We start from the raw sequence: 16611 nt of genomic DNA, 5'->3' as shown, positions 1-16611 counted from the left end.
AGACCTTACTCGCGAGTAAGGTCTACCGCATGAGCGACCGTTACACAAGTTTCGCAAGGTCCGGGCCGGGGCGGGCGATAGTCAAGCGGCTCGGGCTGCCCGATCCGCCGCGGCTGCCGCGCTACCGCTCGGGCGACGCGCTCATCCCCGGGCCGGTGCTGGTCGGGCCGTCCGACGGGCCGCGCTACGAGGAGCTGGCCAAGCTGCTCGGGTCGAACGAGCAGGGCGAGAAGCACCACGCGCTGGTCTTCGACGCCACCGGCATCACCACGCCCGGCGGGCTGCGGGCGCTCTACGACTTCTTCCACCCGGTGGCGCGCTCGCTCACCCCGGCCGGGCGCGTGATCGTGCTGGGCCTGCCGCTGAGCAGCGCCGCCGACCCCGGCCAGGCCGCCGCACAGCAGGCGCTGGACGGCTTCGTGCGCAGCGTCGGCAAGGAGTTCGGCCGGGGCACCACGGCCCAGCTGGTGCGGGTGCACCCGGAGGCCGACGTCGCCGCGCTGCGCTCGACGCTGGAGTTCCTTCTCTCGACGAAGTCGGCGTACGTCAGCGGTCAGACGATCACGGTGGACGCGACACCCGCGCCGGAGGCGAAGGACCTGACAGGCAAGGTCGCGCTGGTGACCGGGGCGGCGCGGGGCATCGGCGCGGCCATGGCCCGGGTGCTGGCCCGCGACGGGGCGCACGTGATCTGCCTGGACGTGCCGGCCGCCGGGGACGACCTGGCCAAGGTCGCCAACGAGGTGCGCGGCGAGGCGTACCAGCTGGATCTGACCGGCGCCGACGCGGCGCAGCGGCTGGTCGGCCACGTCCGGGACCGGCACGGCCGGCTCGACGTGCTGGTGCACAACGCCGGCATCACCCGCGACAAGACGCTCGCGAACATGGATCAGACCCGCTGGGACGGCGTGCTCAAGGTCAACCTGATCGCCCCGGCGCACGTCACCGAGGCACTGCTCGACGCGGGCCTGATCCCGGCGGGCGGGCGCATCGTCGGCGTCGCCTCGATCGCGGGCATCGCCGGCAACCGCGGGCAGACCAACTACGCCGCCAGCAAGGCCGGCGTGATCGGCTGGGTACGCGCGCTCGCGCCGGTGCTCGCCGCGCAGGGCGTCACCGTCAACGCGGTCGCGCCCGGCTTCATCGAGACCGCGATGACCGCGAAGATGCCGGTGCTCATCCGCGAGGTGGGGCGGCGGATGAACAGCCTGTCCCAGGGCGGCCTGCCGGTCGACGTCGCCGAGACGGTGGCCTGGTTCGCCGCGCCCGGCTCGGCCGCGGTGACGGGCAACGTGGTCCGGGTCTGCGGCCAGTCGCTGCTGGGGGCCTGATGCCCAGCATGCTGCGCGCCGCGCTCTCGGTGGTGCCCTTCCCCCGGCCGAGCACGCTGCCCGAGGACACGCTGACCGCCACGGTCACCGTCGACCCCGAGCACCTGGCCCGCTACCAGCGGGTGTGCGGGTTCCGGCTCGACGACCGGCTGCCGGTGACCTACCCCCACATCCTCGGCTTCGGGCTGCAACTGGACCTGATGACCCGGCGCGACTTCCCGTTCCCGGTCGTCGGCGGGGTGCACGTGGCCAACCGGATCGAGCAGCACCGGCAGCTCACCGCCGACGACGTGCTCGACCTCGCGGTGCACGCGCGGGACCTGCGCGACCACCCGCGCGGGCGCCAGTACGACGTGATCACCACGGCGTCGGTGGGCGGCGCGGTGGTGTGGCGGGACGTGTCGACCTACCTGCGCAAGGGCCCGTCGGACGAGCCGAAGGGCGAGCGCCCGGCCCGCGAGGCCGCCCCGGCGGCGCCCCCGCACGCGACGTGGCGCGTGCCGACCTCGACCGGCACCGCGTACGCCGAGGCGTCCGGCGACCACAACCCGATCCACACCTCGTGGGTGGGCGCGCGCCTGTTCGGCTTCCCGAAACCCATCGCGCACGGCATGTGGAGCAAGGCCCGCTGCCTGGCCGCGCTCGACGGGCGACTACCTGCGGCGTACGCCGTGGAGGTGTCCTTCAAGCTGCCGATCCTGCTGCCGGCGACGGTCGGCTTCACCTTCACCGGCCGCGACTTCTCCCTCCGCGACGCCCGCACCGGCAAGCCCCACCTGGCCGGCACGATCACGGCGTGAGCGGGCCGCCGCGGTCGAAGAAGGCGCGGAGCATCGTCGCGGACTCGTCGGCCAGCACCCCGGCGTAGACCTCGGGGCGGTGGTTGAGGCGGCGGTCGCGCAGCACGTCCCAGAGCGAGCCGGCCGCGCCGGTCTTGGGCTCCCAGGCGCCGAAGACCACGGTGCCGATGCGGGCCAGCACGATCGCGCCCGCGCACATGGTGCACGGTTCGAGGGTCACCACCAGCGTGCAGCCCTCCAGCCGCCACTCGCCGAGCCGGGCGGCGGCGGCGCGCAGCGCGAGGATCTCGGCATGCGCGGTCGGGTCGTGGGCGGCCTCCCGCTCGTTGCGGCCGACGGCCAGTTCCGTGCCGTCGGGGGCGTACACCACCGCGCCGACCGGCACGTCCGCGCTGTCGTCACAGCCGGCGGCGACGTCGAGGGCGCGGCGCATCCACTGTTCGTGCCGCGCCCGGGGTCTCAAGACTCCCGCAGCTCCTCGACCTCGTCGCCGCAGCCGATCGCCTGGCACACCTCGGCCGTGACGTCGGCGGGCAGCAGGCCGTCGGTGGCGCAGAGGGCCAGCAGCTTGTGCGCGGAGACGCCGAGGTCGGCCAGCAGGTCGGCGTCGCCCACCGGGTCGGCGGCGGGGTCGGCGGCGGGGCGGTCCTCGTCGTCGTCGGCCGCCTCGACCTCGTCGATCTCCACGACCGGGGCCTCGACGTCGACGAGCAGCAGCTTGCCGAGCCGGGACTCATCGGCGAAGGCCGAGTCGGAGCCGAAGATCCGCAGGTCCTCACCCTCGTCGAGGCGCAGGACGACCAGGTAGGCGTCGTCGGACTCGACGAACATCAAGGAGACGTCGGCACCCGGGTCGGCCTCGCGCAGCAGGTCGGCCACCTCGTCCACGTCTGCCGCGTCATGCAGGTTCAGTTCGCTGGCGGCCCAGCCGGACCGGCCTCGGACCACTGCGGCGGCGAAGTACGACACGGTCCCCCCAAATGGTGTCGATATGGGCTACGAGCGATCCCCGGATCGCCCGCGAGACGGGCACCAGCCGGCGGTCCGCCGAGTGATGACCCTGATCTGACAACGACCAGTCAGCCCGCCAGTCGCCGACGCGTCGCGATCAGCTCGCGGAGTTTGTCGGCCGCCACGCCCTTGCCGGCCCCCCGGACGGCACGCGCAATGCTGGAGGTGCCGCCCACGACCGGCAGCAGCCGCTCGCGGCCGGTGCCGCCGGACAGCTCGGCGAGCAGCTGCAGGCGCCGGCGACAACGGTCCGGATCTGGCTGCTGCGGCGTCCACATACAGCCGAGAGTGCCGCGCGAGTGTGACCCGCGTCAAGTCCGGGAACGCGGTTGTTCGGTGACGCCTTGTGACCGCTGCTCCTCAGCGTCGTACCGCCGGCGAGCTTGTCTCGGGGGTTTAACACAAGGTCACTCACAGTGGCCAGGCTCCTCGGCGGATCCACTCGGCGATTACGGAGAGTGCCGCCGCGGTCCAGGCGACACCGGTCGCCGCGGCGACCCCCGCCGCGACCCCGCGGTCGCCGTACCGGACGAGAGCCAGCGCGGCTGCCCAGGCGAGCAGGCCCGCCACCACGGTCCAGCCGACGTAGCCGCCCAGGGTCACCCCGAACATGCCGAACGACAGCAGCCACACCCCCGCCGCCAGCGCGCCGGCGACCACCGCCCACGGCCGCACCGGGTGGGGTTCACGCAGGGTGGGGCGCGTCCGAAGCTGGGTCATGCCTGCTCCTCGCTGCGCTCGTCGACGGCATGACCGGGACTGAGCCACCCGGTTCGCGCGCTACGCTCGCTCACTACCCTTCAACCGGCAGGAACGCCGTCACGGTACGGCGGTCCGCCGCGACCTCGGTGATCCAGCCGCCGGCGCGGCCCAGCCGCAGCAGCGTCTCCACCCGCACCGGGACCTGCTCGGGGCGGCCGGGCGCGGGCGGCCAGGCCTGCCGGGCGACGTGCCCGTCCTTCGCCCAGTCGCGGATCGCGCGCAGCGGGTCACGTCCCTCCAGGGCCTTGGCCGCCTCGTCCAGCCGATCCTGCACGTCACCGAGCGCGGTCAGCACTGCCGGGGCGTTGCCGCCGCACATCGCGGCCACCAGCTCCGGCCGGCTGCCGGCGACCCGGGTGCCGTCCCGGAACGAGCCCGCGGCCAGGGTCAGCGCCAGCGGATCGCTCGCGGCCGTCGCCGCCAGGGCCAGCGCCAGCAGGTGCGGCACGTGGCTGATGACCGCCACCGCGCGGTCGTGCTCGGCGCTGGTCGACGGCACCACCCGCGCGCCGAGCGAGGTGACCAGGCCCGCCACGGTGAGCCAGTCGTCCAGGCCGGTCGGCTCGTCCAGGCACAGCACCCAGGCGCAGCCCGTGAACAGGGCAGGATCGGCGGAGGCGAAGCCGGACACGGACTTGCCCGCCATGGGGTGCCCGCCGACGAAGCCCGCGAGCGGGTTGGCCGCCCGGCGCAGCCGGGCCGCGACCGCCTCGCGCACCGGCCCCTTCACCGAGGTCACGTCCGTGATCAGGCCGTGGTAGCCGCAGGCCGTCAGCGCGTCGAGCACGTCGTCCAGCGCCGGCAGCGGCACCGCCAGCACCACCAGCTCGGCGTCGGCCGCGGCGTCGCGGATGGTCGCGGTCAGCTGCCAGCGCTGCGCCGCGGGCACTCGGGCCGCCGCGCTGCGGGCGGTGGCCCGGGTCTCCGGGTCCGCGTCGAACCCGAGCACGCGGTGCCCGGCGGCGGACAGGGCGCGCATGAGTGATCCGCCGATGAGTCCGAGTCCGATCACCGCGATGTTCACACGCGCAGCCTGCCACACCGGGAGCGCGGGAGCGTCGGCCCGGTGGGTGCCTCGTTGGGCATGACGTGCTGAAATGTTCAACATTGCGCAATATGACGGTGACCGCGGCACTGGGCGTGCTGATCTCACCACTGGCCTTCACCGCCGTCCTGGCCGCGCCGGTGAATCCTGCCCCCGCTCCTTCGGTGACCTTCAACGGGGAGGTGCTCGCCACCGCGTACTGGGGCAGCACCATCTACGTCGGCGGCGACTTCACTTCGGCCACCAGCAACGGCAAGTCCGTCGGGCGGTCACGGCTGGCGGCCGTGGACGCGCGGACCGGCGCGCTGCTGCCCTGGAACCCCGGCGCGGACGCACGGGTGACCGCGCTGACCGCGGACGGGGGAGGTGTCTACGCCGCCGGCTCGTTCCACAAGGTGAACGGGGTCAACCGCGACAACCTGGCCAAGATCAGCACTTCGGGCGCGGTGCAGAGCACCTTCAAGCACTCGATCTCCGGGACGCCGTACGCCATCGCGGTCGGGCACGGCCGGGTCTACCTCGGCGGCTCCATCACCAGCGTGAACGGGCAGGAACGCACCCGGGCCGCCGCGTTCGACGCGAACACCGGCGCGCTGGACCCGAACTGGCGGCCGCAGATCAACGACCTCGTGCGCGCCCTGCTGGTCTCGTCCGACCGGGTCTACCTCGGCGGGCGGTTCAACGCGGTGAACTGGCTCAGAGGCACCGGCAAGGTGGCCGCGGTCGACCCGGCCCGGGGCGAGGTCGACCTGGGCTTCTGGTCCCACGTCACGGCGATGGTGCACGACCTGGCCCTGGACGGCGGCACGCTGTACGCCGGGATCGACGGCGGCGGCGGCCGCGCCACCGCGATGGACCTGGCGGGCAACGCGCGGTGGACCATCACCACCGACGGCGACGTGCAGGCGGTCGCGGTGCTCGACGGCACGGTCTACCTCGGCGGGCACTTCGACAACGTGTGCCGCAGCGCCAACGTCGGCAACAAGGGCGTCTGCCTCGACGGCTCGGACCGCCGGGTCAAGCTGGCCGCGGTGACCACGTCCGGCGAACTGCTGCCGTGGACCGCCAACGGCAACGGCTCGGTCGGCGTGAACACCCTCAGCGCCAGCCGGGACCTGGGGCAGCTCGTCGCTGCGGGGGCGTACACCGCGATCAACGGCAGCCCGCAGCGCCGCTTCGCGCTGTTCAACCTGGTCAGCCGTCCGGGTTTCCTGGACAGCGGCTGGTGATCCGGCCTTGATCGCGAAGGGGCTCCCGCCGCCGGCGGGAGCCCCTTCGCGTCACGGTCACTTGATGTTCTGGATCATCACCGCGATCAGGCCCGCGACCACCGGGGAGAGCACGACGAGACCGGCCTTCAGCTCGCCGAACGTGGTCTGGTCGAGCCCGAGCAGCTTCTCCAGCTTCCCCTTGTTCTCCGCCGCCTCGATCAGCTCACCGGTCGGCACCTGGTCCAGCGAGAAGTGCCGCTCCAGGTAGAGCTGCCCGCGTCGGCGCAGCGTCGCGGCGGTCGGGGCGAACATTGTGCCCACCACGAACGACGCGACCACCCCGGAATAGAGCACCACGCCCTTGTCCAGCTCCTCACCGAAGCCGATCGCGGTCGCGTTGACCGCCATCACCAGCAGCACGAGGATGCCGAGCTGGCTCAGCATGCGCGAGCACATCCGGCGCAGCCGCAGCAGCGCGTCCAGCTGCTGCCCGGGAGTGCCCGGCAGCGGGTCGGCGACCACCTGCTTCACCGCCCCGAGCGTCGCCGCGCTGGTCATCCCGCCGACGATGGCCAGGGCCGACAGCGCGATCCCGCGGTCGGTCAGGTTGTCCACGTTGTTCTCGCTGCCCAGCACGTACGGCGTCGCCCAGACCAGACCGCCGGCGACCGCGAGCACGGTGAGCATGGACACCCACACTCGCCACCGCACGATGGCGTGCAGCCGGCGCACCTCGGCCCACCGGGACAGGCCGAACCCGAACGACTCGCCGGCCGCGGCGCCCAGCAGTGCGGCGACCACGACGAACGTCATGGGGTGCTCGTCACCGGTCCAGGTGATGCCCACCCCGATCAGCGCCCCGACCAGCATGGTGAGCAGGCGGAAGTCGCCGATCGACCAGCCCCGCGCCTCGCGCGCCTGCGCCTCGTGCGCGGCGGCGACGACGTCCCCGGGCGCGGCGGGCCGGGCGGGCTCGCCGTAGTCGAACGCCCCGATGAGGCCGCCGGACGGCCTCGCCGCCTCGGTCGCGGTGTGGTGCGGGTCGGGCTGGCGTTGCTGGATCACGCGATACTCTCCCGTCGGCATCGGCTCCACCGGCATGCGGTCACTCCCCGGCGTACGGTGCGCACACCCGTGCAGCACCTCACGGCTTTTCCTGTCCGGCTCATCGCCGGTCCACGACTGCTTGCGCGCAAGGCTGCGTCCATCGTGGAGCTCGCGGCACGCATCGCGCGCCGCGGCTGCCGGACCTTATCGCGGCCCTCCGACGACGACAATCCCCTTCCCCGCCTGGGGTTCGCCGGTCGGGGGCTAGCCTGGCGGGATGAGCGGATCAGGTGGGCTGCGGGCCCTGCTGCGCGGGGACTGCCACGTGCACACCGACTGGTCCGACGGCGGCGACACCCTGGAGGCGATGGTCGCCGCGGCGGCCGCGCAGGGCCATGACTACGTGGTGCTGACCGACCACTCCCCCCGGCTCACCATCGCGAACGGGCTGTCCCCGCAACGCCTGCGCCGCCAGCTCGACGCCGTGGCGGCGGTGAACGAGGCGCTGGCGGGCACCGGTTTCCGGGTGCTGACCGGCATCGAGGTCGACATCGCGCCCGACGGGAGCCTCGATCAGGAGCCCGAACTGCTGGCACGGCTCGACGTCGTGGTCGGCTCGGTGCACAGCGAGCTGCGGATGGACAAGGTGAAGATGACCCGGCGGCTGCTCACCGCGCTGGCCGACCCGCACCTGGACATCCTGGGCCACTGCACCGGCCGCAAGCTGCCCGTCGCCACCGACGCCCGGCACGCCTCCCGCGGCGGCGCACCCCGTCGACGCGCGCCGAGCAGCTTCGACGTGGACGCGGTGTTCGCCGCGGCGGCCCGCCACGGCAAGGCCATCGAGATCAACTCCCGGCCGGACCGCCTCGACCCGCCCTCGAACCTGCTGCGCAAGGCGGCGAAGGTGGCCGGCCTCCGGTTCGCGATCAACTCCGACGCCCACGCGGTCGCGCAGCTCGGCTGGCTGCCCAACGGCTGCTCCCGCGCCGAGGCCGCCGGCATCCTCCCCGACCGGATCGTGAATACCCTGCCAGCCGACGAGCTGCTGGCCTGGACCCACACCCACGCGCCCTGACCGCGCCCGCCCCGTCGCCTTGATCGCTCGACTTGCCAGGCAGATGGGCGTAAGCGAGGTCAAGATACGCACGACTGCCGGGCAAGTCGAGCGATCAAGGCGCGCCGCGCCACCCCGCGCCGGTCCGGCGGCACGTGCGGCGGGTCAGGTGGGGCGGCGGCGGGAGAGGGCGCCCTGGGCGACCGCCACGCCGAGCAGGACGACCAGCGCGCCGACGGGCTGGTTCCAGTGCAGGGACTCGTCCAGCACGAGGATGCCGAGCAGGGTGGCCACCACGGGGACCAGGTAGGTGACGAACGCGGCCATCGACGCGCCCGCTGCGGCGATCACGCGCATGTTCAGGGCGAACGCGATGCCGCTGCCGAACACGCCCAGCGCCAGGACCGAGCCGATGACCGGCCAGGACAGCCCGGTCACCGCGGGCGGCATGCCGGACACCAGCAGCGCGGCCAGCACCGAGGCGAGCGCCGCGACGGTGGTCTGGGCGAACGCCAGCGACACCCCGGACGGGCGTACCCCGCCGAAGTCGCGACCGGTGACGAAGCGCTTGAGGTACGGGATCGACACGCCGTAACAGGCGGCGGCGGCCCCGCACATGAGCTGCCCGCTCAGCGAGGACGCTCCGGCGTCGTGCCAGAAGCCCAGCACGATGAGCACCCCGGCGAACCCGATCAGCAGACCGCCGGCGGAACGGGCGGTGAACCGCTCGGTGCGGAACACCAGCACCGCGAACGGCAGCACCCACAGTGCCGTGGTGGCGTTCCAGATGCCGGCGACGAGGCTGTCGACCCGCTCCTCGCCGTACGCGAAAAGGGTGAACGGCAGCGCCACGCCCACCACGCCCGGCAGGAGCATGTGACCCCACAGCCGGCGGTCGCCCGGCAGCCGCTGCCCGGCGATCAGCAGCAGCGCCAGCAGCGTCAACGCGCCGATGACGATCCGCCCGGCGGCGACCCAGGTCGGGTGCAGCTCGCGTACGCCGATCTTGATGAAAATGAAGCTCGAGCCCCAGATGACCGCGTTGGCCGCGAACGCGGGCAACCAGGCGGACCTGGCGGCGGACGCGCTGGTGTCAGGAGCAATCGTGGTGGTCACCCCTGACACACTGCCAGAGTCGCCAGGTCAGGAGCCAGCGGGTTCCGGACATCTCACGGCCGATTCCCGCCACGACTATCTCGCCTGCGCCGAGTCGGCCCGGTCGGCTAGGTTTCCACGCATGGGACGAGTTGATGACCTGGCCGATCGCTATGTCGACGAGTGGGCGCCGCTGAGCCCCACCGGCGCCACCTATGTCGGTATCAGCGGCTATGACGACAAACTGGATGACCTCACCGCGGACGGCTTCGCCGCCGGCGCGGACCTGGACCGCCGCACGCTGGCGGAGCTGCGGGCGATCGAGCCCGAGAACGAGCGCGAGTTCGTCGCCCGGGAGGCCATGATCGAGCGGATGGAGCTCGGCGTCGCCCGGTTCGACGCGGGCGAGGTGACCAGCGAGCTCAACGTCATCTCCAGCGCGCTGCACAACCTGCGGGCCACGTTCGACCTGATGTCGACCGACACCGACGAGTCGGTCGCCAACATCGCCGCCCGGCTCAACGCCTTCCCCACCGCGCTCACGCAGTACCGGCAGACCCTGCTGGACGCCGCCCGCTCCGGCAAGGTCAGCGCGCGCCGCCAGATCGAGGAGGTCGCCAAGCAGTGCGACATCTGGACCAGCGCCGACGGTGACGACTTCTACTTCGGTCTGGCCCGGCGCATCGAGGCCGCCGGCGCGCTGCGCGCCGAGCTGGACCGCGGCGCGACCGCCGCCAACGAGGCGACCCGCGAGTTCGGGGCGTTCCTGCGCGCCGAGCTGGCTCCGCTCGGGCGGGAGAAGGAGGCCGCCGGGCGCGAGCGTTACGAGCTGGCCTCGCAGTACTTCCTCGGCGCGCGCGTCGACCTGGACGAGACGTACGCCTGGGGCTTCGAGGAGCTGCACCGGCTGGAGACCGAGATGCGGGCCGTGTCCGCGGTCATCGCCGGTCCCGGCTCCTCCATCGACGAGGCGGTGGCCAAGCTCGACGGCGACCCGAAGTACAAGATCCACGGCAAGGAGCAGTTCCGGGACTGGATGCAGCAGCTGGCCGAGAAGGCCATCAGCGACCTGAACGGCACCCACTTCGACATCCCCGAGGCGATCCGGCGCATCGAGTGCTGCCTCGCCCCGACCAGCGACGGCGGCATCTACTACACCGGGCCGAGCGAGGACTTCAGCCGTCCCGGCCGGATGTGGTGGGCCGTGCCGCAGGGCGTCACCGACTTCTCCACCTGGCGCGAGGTGACCACGGTCTACCACGAGGGCGCTCCGGGCCACCACCTGCAGGTCGCCCAGGCGGCGTACCAGGCGGACAAGCTCAACCGCTGGCAGCGGCTGCTGAGCTGGTCCTCCGGCCACGGCGAGGGCTGGGCGCTGTACAGCGAGCGGCTCATGGACGACCTCGGCTACCTGGCCGACCCGGCCGACAAGCTCGGCATGCTCGACGGGCAGGCGTTCCGCGCCGCCCGCGTCATCGTCGACATCGGCATGCACCTGGAGCTGGAGATCCCGCGGGACAACCCGTTCGGCTTCCACCCCGGCGAGCGGTGGACCCCCGAGCTGGGCTGGGAGTTCCTGCGGGCGCACTGCCGGGTGCCGGACGAGAACCTGCGCTTCGAGCTCAACCGCTACCTCGGCTGGCCGGGTCAGGCCCCGTCGTACAAGGTCGGCGAGCGGATCTGGCTGCAGGCCCGCGACGACGCCAAGGCCCGCAAGGGCGCCGCGTTCGACCTGCGGCAGTTCCACTCCGACGCGCTCGACCTGGGCTCGCTCGGCCTGGACCCGCTGCGCAAGGCGCTCGCCCGCCTCTGACGGGCGGGAAGGGCACCTTCTACAACGCAAGCGTTGTGAAGGTGCCCTTCCATCCTTTCAGGGGGTGGCGAGCGCCTCGGTCGGGGACAGCCGGGAGGCGCGGACGGCCGGATAGAGGCCGGCGACACCGCCGATCACCAGGGTGGCGGCCAGGCCGCCGAGGGTCGCCCAGGCGGGCACGACCCCGGGCCAGCCCTGGATGAGGGCGTACGCCGTGGTCACCAGCCCGCCCAGCAGCACCCCGCCGACCCCGCCCAGGGCCGCCAGCAGCAGCGACTCGGTCAGGAACTGGCCCCGCACCTGGCCACGGGTCGCCCCGAGGGAGCGCCGCAACCCGATCTCGGCCCGCCGCTCCAGCACCGAGATGACCATCGTATTGGCCACCCCGACCCCGCCGACCAGCAACGCCACCGCGCCCAGGCCCAGCAGCAGCCCGGTGAACGCCTTGTCGGTGGCCAGCTGCGCGGCGAGCGCGTCCGACGGCCGGGACACCTTGACCTCGTTGGGCGCCTCCGGGTTCGCGGTCGCCGCCAGCACCTCGCTCACCGCCTCCACCTGGGACTCCGGCGATCGGGTGTACACCGTCGTGGCGTGCCCGTCGAAGTCCAGGTAGGACTCGGCCGCAGGCCGGCCGACCAGGGCGGCGCTGTCCAGCTCGGCGGCCAGCGGCACCGGCCGCAGGATGCCCACCACGGTGAACCAGCGGCCGCCCAGCCACACCTGCCGGTCCGGCCCGGCCTCGGTGACCCCGAGCCGGCTCGCCGCGGTCGCCCCCAGCACCGTCGCCGGGTAGCGGGCCGTCGCCGCGTTCAGCCAGGTGCCGTCGGCCAGTTCCGCCCCGACCGTGGCGGGCAGGTCCAGGTCGGCGGCGCGTACGCCGAGGCTGCCGCTCTCCGCCGGGGGGATCCGGTCGGTGCGGTAGACCTTGGTGTCGATCCGGCCCACCGCGGACACGTCGGTGACCGGGCCGATCCGCTCGATCATCGTGGCGGCCTCCAGCGGCAGCTTCGCGTCCTGCCCGAACAGGTTGCTGCCGGGGCTGACGGTGAGCAGGTTGGTGCCGAGCCGGTCCAGCGTCTGGTCCAGCTCCGCCCGCGACGAGGCGGAGATGCCGACCACGGCGACCATCGCCGCGATCCCGATGGCGATGCCGAGGGCCGACAGCAGCGCCCGGGTCGGCCGGGTACGCAGCCCGACCGCCCCCACCCGCAGCAGATCCGCCCACCGCAACCGCGGCGCGGCCAGCCCCGCCGCGGTCATGCGGGGACCTCCGCGACGAGGGCGCCGTCGCGCAGGGCGATCATGCGGGGGAAGGCCGCGGCGATCTCCCGGTCGTGGGTGATCACGACCAGGGTGGTGCCGGCCGCGTTCAGTTCGCGCAGCAGGTCCAGGACGACCTCGCCGGAGTGCGAGTCCAGGTTGCCGGTGGGCTCGTCGGCCAGCAGCAGCGGCGGGTCGCCGACCACGGCGCGGGCGATGGCGACCCGCTGCCGCTCACCGCCGGACAGCTCGTGCGGCCGGTGCCCCAGCCGGTGGGCCAGCCCGACACGGGCCAGCGCGGCGGTCGCCCGTTCCCGGCGCTCCCGTAGCGGCACTCCCGCATAGAGCAGGCCGTCGGCGACGTTGTCCACGCAGGACATGCCCGGGGCGAGATGGAACTGCTGGAACACGAACCCGATCCGGCTGCCGCGCAGCGCCGACAGCTGCCGGTCCGACAGGTCCGCCAGGTCGTACCCGTCGATCTCGACGCGGCCGGCGGTGGGCCGGTCCAGCGCCCCGACCATGTGCAGCATCGTCGACTTCCCCGAGCCGGACGGCCCGACGATCGCGGCCGACTCACCGCGCTCGATCCGCAGGCTCACCCCGGCCAGTGCGGTCACCCCGCCCGGATAGACCTTGGCGACGTCGGTGAGGGCGATCATCGGCCCGTCGCCACCGTCCGCCAGGCCGGCGGGGCCCGCAGCGGGCACGCCGGTCACGAGGGCATCCCGACGATCGCGCCCTCGGCCAGGCCGTCCCCGCTGACCTCGACCCTTCCGGCCGCGAACAGCCCGGTCTCCACCGCGACGATCCGGCTCACGCCGCCCTCGACGACCTCGACGCCGTAGCCGCCCTCGGCCAGCGCGAGCAGCGCCGCCACAGGCACGGTCAGCACGCCCTCGCGCGTCTCCGCGGTGAAGTCGACGTCAACGGCAGCCTGGTGGAAGCCCTGCATCGCCTCCTTCGCCGTCAGCGACACGGTGACCTCCAGGTTCGTCGTCGGGTCGGCGCCGTTGACGCCCGGGGCGATCACCGTCTGCACCGCGCTGACCTTGCCGGGCACCCGCTTGCCGTCGGGCAGCTCCACCTCGACCGCCGCGCCGACCGCGGCCAGCCGCTCGTCGGCGACCTCCAGCTCCACCACCACCGCCCGGTCCACCCCGCTGCGGGTCAGGATCGGCGTGCCAGGCTGCACCAGGTCGCCGACGGACGCGCTGAGCGCGTCGACGCGCACCGGGCCGCTCGCGAAGACGATCCGGCCCGGCTCGACCACACCCGTCTCGGGCAGGCCCAGGTCCTCCTGCCATTCCCGCACCGCGCTCGCGGTCGACGAGGTGAACTCGCGGTCCACGGTGAAACCGTCGTACCCGAGCGCCTGGAGGTTCTGCTCCAGCTGCTTCACGTCCGTGCCCTCGACCCCGCCGCGCAGCTGCCGGTACGCGGGCAGGGCCCCGTACAGCAGCAGCACCGGCTGGTCGTCGATGCGGAACAGCGGCTTGCCCCGGCTGATCACCGCGTGCTCCGCGGCCAGCCAGGTGACCGTGCCCGAACTGCGCGCCCCGACGGTGTGCTCCGCGCCGTAGCCCAGGGTGCCGCTCTCGGTCTCGGTGTCCGACAGCGTCTGCCGGGTCACCGTCGCCGTCTCAACCGGCCCGGCGGCGGCCGCCTCCTCACCGCCGGACAGTTTCGGCAGGCCCACGGCCAGCCCCGCCGCCGCGGCGACCGCGAGCACGGCGACACCGCCGACCAGGTAGCGAGCCCTCACTTGCCACCGCCGCCTTTGAAGTCGGGGACGATGGCACGGCACTTCTCGAGCGCCTTCGCGAACTCCGGGTTGGTGCGCCACTCCCCGAGCGCGCCCTCCAGCCGCAGCTTGCCAGTGTCGTCGGGCTCAGGGAACTCCTCCACCCCGTTCTCGCGCATGCACTTGGCGAAGGTCCGCAGGTTCTCCACCTGCTGCGGGTCGAGCTGCACCGCTTCACCGCCGTTGGGCAGCAGCGTCTTGCACGCCTCCATCGCGGGTGCCAGCTTGTCCTTGTCGACCTTCGCCAGGTCGGCCCGCATCTGGTCGCCCGGCTCGGGGTCGGGCATGTCCACGCCGTGCTCGCGCATGCACGCGGCGAACCTGCGCCCCTGCTCCTGCTTGTCCAGCGCGGCCGCCGAAGCCGAGGCCCCCGGCCGGGCCCCGCCCGCGGTCGCCACACCCTCGTCCTTGCTCCCACCGCACGCCGCCAGCACCGGCACACACGCCAGCACGGCGGCCACGGCCATCAGTCTCGTCCTCATGCCGCCATCAGACCCGCCGCCGCGTATCCCCCGCGTAACCGCAACCGCTCGCCGCCGGGCTCCCTCGATCTTGGTTATGCGCCGGTTACCGGTGGGCGGGCATCATTGCCGCGTGCGGGTGCTGGTGGTGGAGGACGAGGACGTGTTGGCGGACGCCGTGGCCGAGTGGCTGCGGCGGGAGGCGTTCGCCGTGGACGTGGCGTACGACGGGGACGCCGCGCACGAACGGCTCGCCGTGCATCCGTACGACGTGGTGGTCCTCGATCGTGATCTGCCGGGGCGGCCGGGGGACGAACTGTGCCGGGAGATCTCCGACCGGCTGCCGCAGACGCGGGTGCTGATGCTGACCGCGGCCGCGGCCGTGCGGGAGCGGGTCGCCGGGCTGGCCCTGGGCGCCGACGACTACCTGGTCAAGCCGTTCGCGATGGTCGAGCTGGCGGCGCGGGTGCACGCACTGGCCCGCCGGGCGGTCGTGCGCAACCCGGCCGTGCTGCAGCGGTCCGGCATCGTGCTCGACCCGGCCCGGCGCACCGCCGAGCGCGACGGCCGCGACCTCGGCCTGGCCCGCAAGGAGTTCGCCGTGCTGGCCGAGCTGCTGCGCGCCGACGGGGCCGTGGTCTCCGCCGAGCAGCTGCTCGAACGGGCCTGGGACGAGCACATCGACCCGTTCACCAACGTGGTACGGGTGACCGTGATGAAGCTGCGCCGCAAGCTCGGCGAGCCGCAGCCGATCGAGACCGTCGCCGGAGTGGGGTACCGCATACCGTGAACAGGCTGACCATCCGCGCCCGGCTGACCCTGCTCTACGTCGTGCTGTTCACCGTCGCCGGGCTGGCCCTGCTGGCCATCACGTACTTCCTGGTGCGCTGGCAGATGGACGCCGACCCGTTCGACAGCAAGATGATCGTCACCGACCTGCTGAAGACCGGCGGCGACTTCAAGGCGCTGCGCGAGCTGCTGCAGGCCAAGACCGAGGAGTCCAACCAGGCGACCCTCACCACGATCATCACCCAGGGCGGCATCGCGCTCGCCCTGGTGCTGACGGCCGCGACCGGCGTCGCCTGGGTGCTGGCCGGACGGGCGCTGCAGCCGCTGCACCGCATCACCGCGACCGCGGGCCGCATCGCGGCGAGCGCCGGGGGCCGCGGCCTGCACGAGCGGATCGCCCTGAACGGGCCGAAGGACGAGGTCAAGCAGCTCGCCGACACGTTCGACGCGATGCTGAGCCGGCTCGACCACTCCTTCGACGGGCAGCGGCGCTTCGTGGCCAACGCGTCGCACGAGCTGCGTACGCCGCTGGCGCTGAACCGGGCGCTGGTGGAGCTGGCCATCACCCGCCCCGAGGCGAGCGCCGATGCGCAACAGCTCGGCGAGGCGCTGCTGAAGGTCAACGAGCGCCACGAGCGGCTCATCGACGGGCTGCTCATGCTCGCCGACAGCGAGCACGAGGTGGCCGAGCAGACCCCGGTCGACCTGGCCGACGTCGCCGAGTACGTGCTGGAGGCGCTGCCGGCGGGCGGCCCCGCGGTGACCAGCCGGCTCGACCCGGCCCCGGTCACCGGCGACCCGGTGCTGCTGGAGCGGCTGGTGCAGAACCTGGTCGAGAACGCGGTCCGGCACAACGTGCCCGACGGGTGGCTGCGGGTGGAGACCGCGACCGCGGACGGGCGGGCCCGGCTGGTGGTGGTGAACAGCGGGCCGGTCGTGCCGGCGTACGAGATGGAGGCGATCTTCCAGCCCTTCCGCCGCCTCGGCCGCGAACGCGTCGGCGGCCCGTCCCGCGGCCTCGGCCTCGGCCTGTCCATCGTCCGCGCCATCGCCCAGGCCCACCACGGCGCCGTCACCGCCACCCCCCGCCCCGGCGGCGGCCTGACCCTCACCACCACCCTCTGA

The 16611-nt window shown here is 73.3% G+C and carries 17 protein-coding genes and 1 pseudogene; 7 read left to right on the top strand and 11 right to left on the bottom strand.

The features are described 5' to 3' along the window. Positions 1 to 29: 29 nt before the first annotated feature. Positions 30 to 1331, top strand: a complete 1302-nt coding sequence (locus F9C41_RS22420; protein WP_155388774.1) for a 3-oxoacyl-ACP reductase — start codon at positions 30 to 32, stop codon at positions 1329 to 1331. Further along, positions 1331 to 2131 (top strand): MaoC/PaaZ C-terminal domain-containing protein, encoded by an 801-nt coding sequence (locus tag F9C41_RS22415; RefSeq protein ID WP_155388773.1) that lies wholly within the window; start codon positions 1331 to 1333, stop codon positions 2129 to 2131. Before F9C41_RS22420 ends, F9C41_RS22415 begins: the two co-directional genes overlap by 1 nt. Here the strand turns inward: F9C41_RS22415 and tadA are convergent. The 5 genes from tadA to F9C41_RS22390 form a co-directional block, all read right to left on the bottom strand. Beyond that, positions 2121 to 2594, bottom strand: a complete 474-nt coding sequence (tadA, locus tag F9C41_RS22410; RefSeq protein WP_407924722.1) for a tRNA adenosine(34) deaminase TadA — start codon at positions 2592 to 2594, stop codon at positions 2121 to 2123. The two genes, F9C41_RS22415 and tadA, sit on opposite strands and share 11 nt — an antisense overlap. Further along, positions 2591 to 3100: a tRNA adenosine deaminase-associated protein gene (locus F9C41_RS22405; RefSeq protein ID WP_155388772.1), complete on the bottom strand. Its 510-nt coding sequence runs from the start codon at positions 3098 to 3100 to the stop codon at positions 2591 to 2593. The genes tadA and F9C41_RS22405 overlap by 4 nt, the downstream gene beginning before the upstream one ends. Positions 3101 to 3210: 110 nt before the next feature. Next, positions 3211 to 3420 carry a hypothetical protein gene (locus F9C41_RS22400; protein WP_155388771.1) on the bottom strand — a complete coding sequence of 70 codons (210 nt, stop codon included), beginning with the start codon at positions 3418 to 3420 and terminating at the stop codon, positions 3211 to 3213. Between the two features lie 133 nt (positions 3421 to 3553). Then, the gene (locus F9C41_RS22395) at positions 3554 to 3862 is read right to left on the bottom strand and encodes a hypothetical protein (protein WP_155388770.1); all 309 of its coding nucleotides are present in this window, start codon (positions 3860 to 3862) and stop codon (positions 3554 to 3556) included. Positions 3863 to 3935: 73 nt separating this feature from the next. Further along, complete coding sequence (locus F9C41_RS22390; protein WP_230689876.1) at positions 3936 to 4928, bottom strand: prephenate dehydrogenase/arogenate dehydrogenase family protein; 993 nt, start codon at positions 4926 to 4928, stop codon at positions 3936 to 3938. 92 nt (positions 4929 to 5020) lie between these two features. On the opposite strand from F9C41_RS22390, the gene F9C41_RS22385 reads away from it, so the two are divergent. Beyond that, positions 5021 to 6178, top strand: coding sequence for a PQQ-binding-like beta-propeller repeat protein (locus F9C41_RS22385; RefSeq protein WP_155388768.1), 1158 nt, complete (start codon positions 5021 to 5023; stop codon positions 6176 to 6178). 57 nt (positions 6179 to 6235) lie between these two features. Here F9C41_RS22385 and F9C41_RS22380 read toward each other — a convergent pair whose 3' ends face one another. Continuing rightward, positions 6236 to 7225: a hypothetical protein gene (locus F9C41_RS22380; RefSeq protein ID WP_155388767.1), complete on the bottom strand. Its 990-nt coding sequence runs from the start codon at positions 7223 to 7225 to the stop codon at positions 6236 to 6238. 277 nt (positions 7226 to 7502) lie between these two features. Between F9C41_RS22380 and F9C41_RS22375 the strand changes: the two are divergent. After that, positions 7503 to 8285: pseudogene (locus F9C41_RS22375) on the top strand (PHP domain-containing protein); the annotation flags it as partial. A gap of 144 nt (positions 8286 to 8429) precedes the next feature. Here F9C41_RS22375 and F9C41_RS22370 read toward each other — a convergent pair. Further along, a complete protein-coding gene (locus F9C41_RS22370; protein ID WP_230689875.1) occupies positions 8430 to 9380 on the bottom strand; it encodes a DMT family transporter in 951 nt (316 codons plus the stop codon). A gap of 121 nt (positions 9381 to 9501) precedes the next feature. Between F9C41_RS22370 and F9C41_RS22365 the strand changes: the two genes are divergently transcribed. Continuing rightward, complete coding sequence (locus tag F9C41_RS22365; protein WP_155388764.1) at positions 9502 to 11172, top strand: DUF885 domain-containing protein; 1671 nt, start codon at positions 9502 to 9504, stop codon at positions 11170 to 11172. A 57-nt stretch (positions 11173 to 11229) separates the two neighbouring features. Here the strand turns inward: F9C41_RS22365 and F9C41_RS22360 are convergent, their stop codons facing one another. From F9C41_RS22360 to F9C41_RS22345, 4 genes are read right to left on the bottom strand one after another with little or no spacing between them, the layout of a single operon-like run. Beyond that, positions 11230 to 12432 carry an ABC transporter permease gene (locus F9C41_RS22360; protein ID WP_155388763.1) on the bottom strand — a complete coding sequence of 401 codons (1203 nt, stop codon included), beginning with the start codon at positions 12430 to 12432 and terminating at the stop codon, positions 11230 to 11232. Next, positions 12429 to 13094 (bottom strand): ABC transporter ATP-binding protein, encoded by a 666-nt coding sequence (locus F9C41_RS22355; RefSeq protein ID WP_155388829.1) that lies wholly within the window; start codon positions 13092 to 13094, stop codon positions 12429 to 12431. Before F9C41_RS22355 ends, F9C41_RS22360 begins: the two co-directional genes overlap by 4 nt. 53 nt (positions 13095 to 13147) lie before the next feature. Further along, entirely contained in the window at positions 13148 to 14197 is a 1050-nt protein-coding gene (locus tag F9C41_RS22350) for an efflux RND transporter periplasmic adaptor subunit (protein ID WP_155388762.1), read from the bottom strand. Continuing rightward, positions 14194 to 14718, bottom strand: coding sequence for a hypothetical protein (locus F9C41_RS22345; protein WP_155388761.1), 525 nt, complete (start codon positions 14716 to 14718; stop codon positions 14194 to 14196). The genes F9C41_RS22350 and F9C41_RS22345 overlap by 4 nt, the downstream gene beginning before the upstream one ends. A 112-nt stretch (positions 14719 to 14830) precedes the next feature. Between F9C41_RS22345 and F9C41_RS22340 the strand changes: the two genes are divergently transcribed. Beyond that, positions 14831 to 15487 carry a response regulator transcription factor gene (locus tag F9C41_RS22340; protein WP_196279890.1) on the top strand — a complete coding sequence of 219 codons (657 nt, stop codon included), beginning with the start codon at positions 14831 to 14833 and terminating at the stop codon, positions 15485 to 15487. Further along, positions 15484 to 16611 carry a sensor histidine kinase gene (locus F9C41_RS22335; RefSeq protein WP_155388760.1) on the top strand — a complete coding sequence of 376 codons (1128 nt, stop codon included), beginning with the start codon at positions 15484 to 15486 and terminating at the stop codon, positions 16609 to 16611. The genes F9C41_RS22340 and F9C41_RS22335 overlap by 4 nt, the downstream gene beginning before the upstream one ends.

Source organism: Catellatospora paridis, from assembly GCF_009720365.1.
Classification (GTDB): domain Bacteria; phylum Actinomycetota; class Actinomycetes; order Mycobacteriales; family Micromonosporaceae; genus Catellatospora; species Catellatospora paridis.
The sequence above is the reverse complement of the archived record's forward strand: the minus strand, read 5'-3'. Positions and strand labels throughout refer to the sequence as shown.

Excerpts from the sequence above, each read along its gene's own strand:
- F9C41_RS22395 (WP_155388770.1), bottom strand. The coding sequence starts at position 3,862 with ATGACCCAGCTTCGGACGCGCCCCACCCTGCGTGAACCCCACCCGGTG.
- F9C41_RS22345 (WP_155388761.1), bottom strand. The coding sequence starts at position 14,718 with ATGAGGACGAGACTGATGGCCGTGGCCGCCGTGCTGGCGTGTGTGCCG.
- F9C41_RS22415 (WP_155388773.1), top strand. The coding sequence starts at position 1,331 with ATGCCCAGCATGCTGCGCGCCGCGCTCTCGGTGGTGCCCTTCCCCCGG.
- F9C41_RS22360 (WP_155388763.1), bottom strand. The coding sequence starts at position 12,432 with ATGACCGCGGCGGGGCTGGCCGCGCCGCGGTTGCGGTGGGCGGATCTG.
- F9C41_RS22420 (WP_155388774.1), top strand. The coding sequence starts at position 30 with ATGAGCGACCGTTACACAAGTTTCGCAAGGTCCGGGCCGGGGCGGGCG.
- F9C41_RS22385 (WP_155388768.1), top strand. The coding sequence starts at position 5,021 with ATGACGGTGACCGCGGCACTGGGCGTGCTGATCTCACCACTGGCCTTC.
- F9C41_RS22365 (WP_155388764.1), top strand. The coding sequence starts at position 9,502 with ATGGGACGAGTTGATGACCTGGCCGATCGCTATGTCGACGAGTGGGCG.
- F9C41_RS22400 (WP_155388771.1), bottom strand. The coding sequence starts at position 3,420 with ATGTGGACGCCGCAGCAGCCAGATCCGGACCGTTGTCGCCGGCGCCTG.
- F9C41_RS22355 (WP_155388829.1), bottom strand. The coding sequence starts at position 13,094 with ATGATCGCCCTCACCGACGTCGCCAAGGTCTATCCGGGCGGGGTGACC.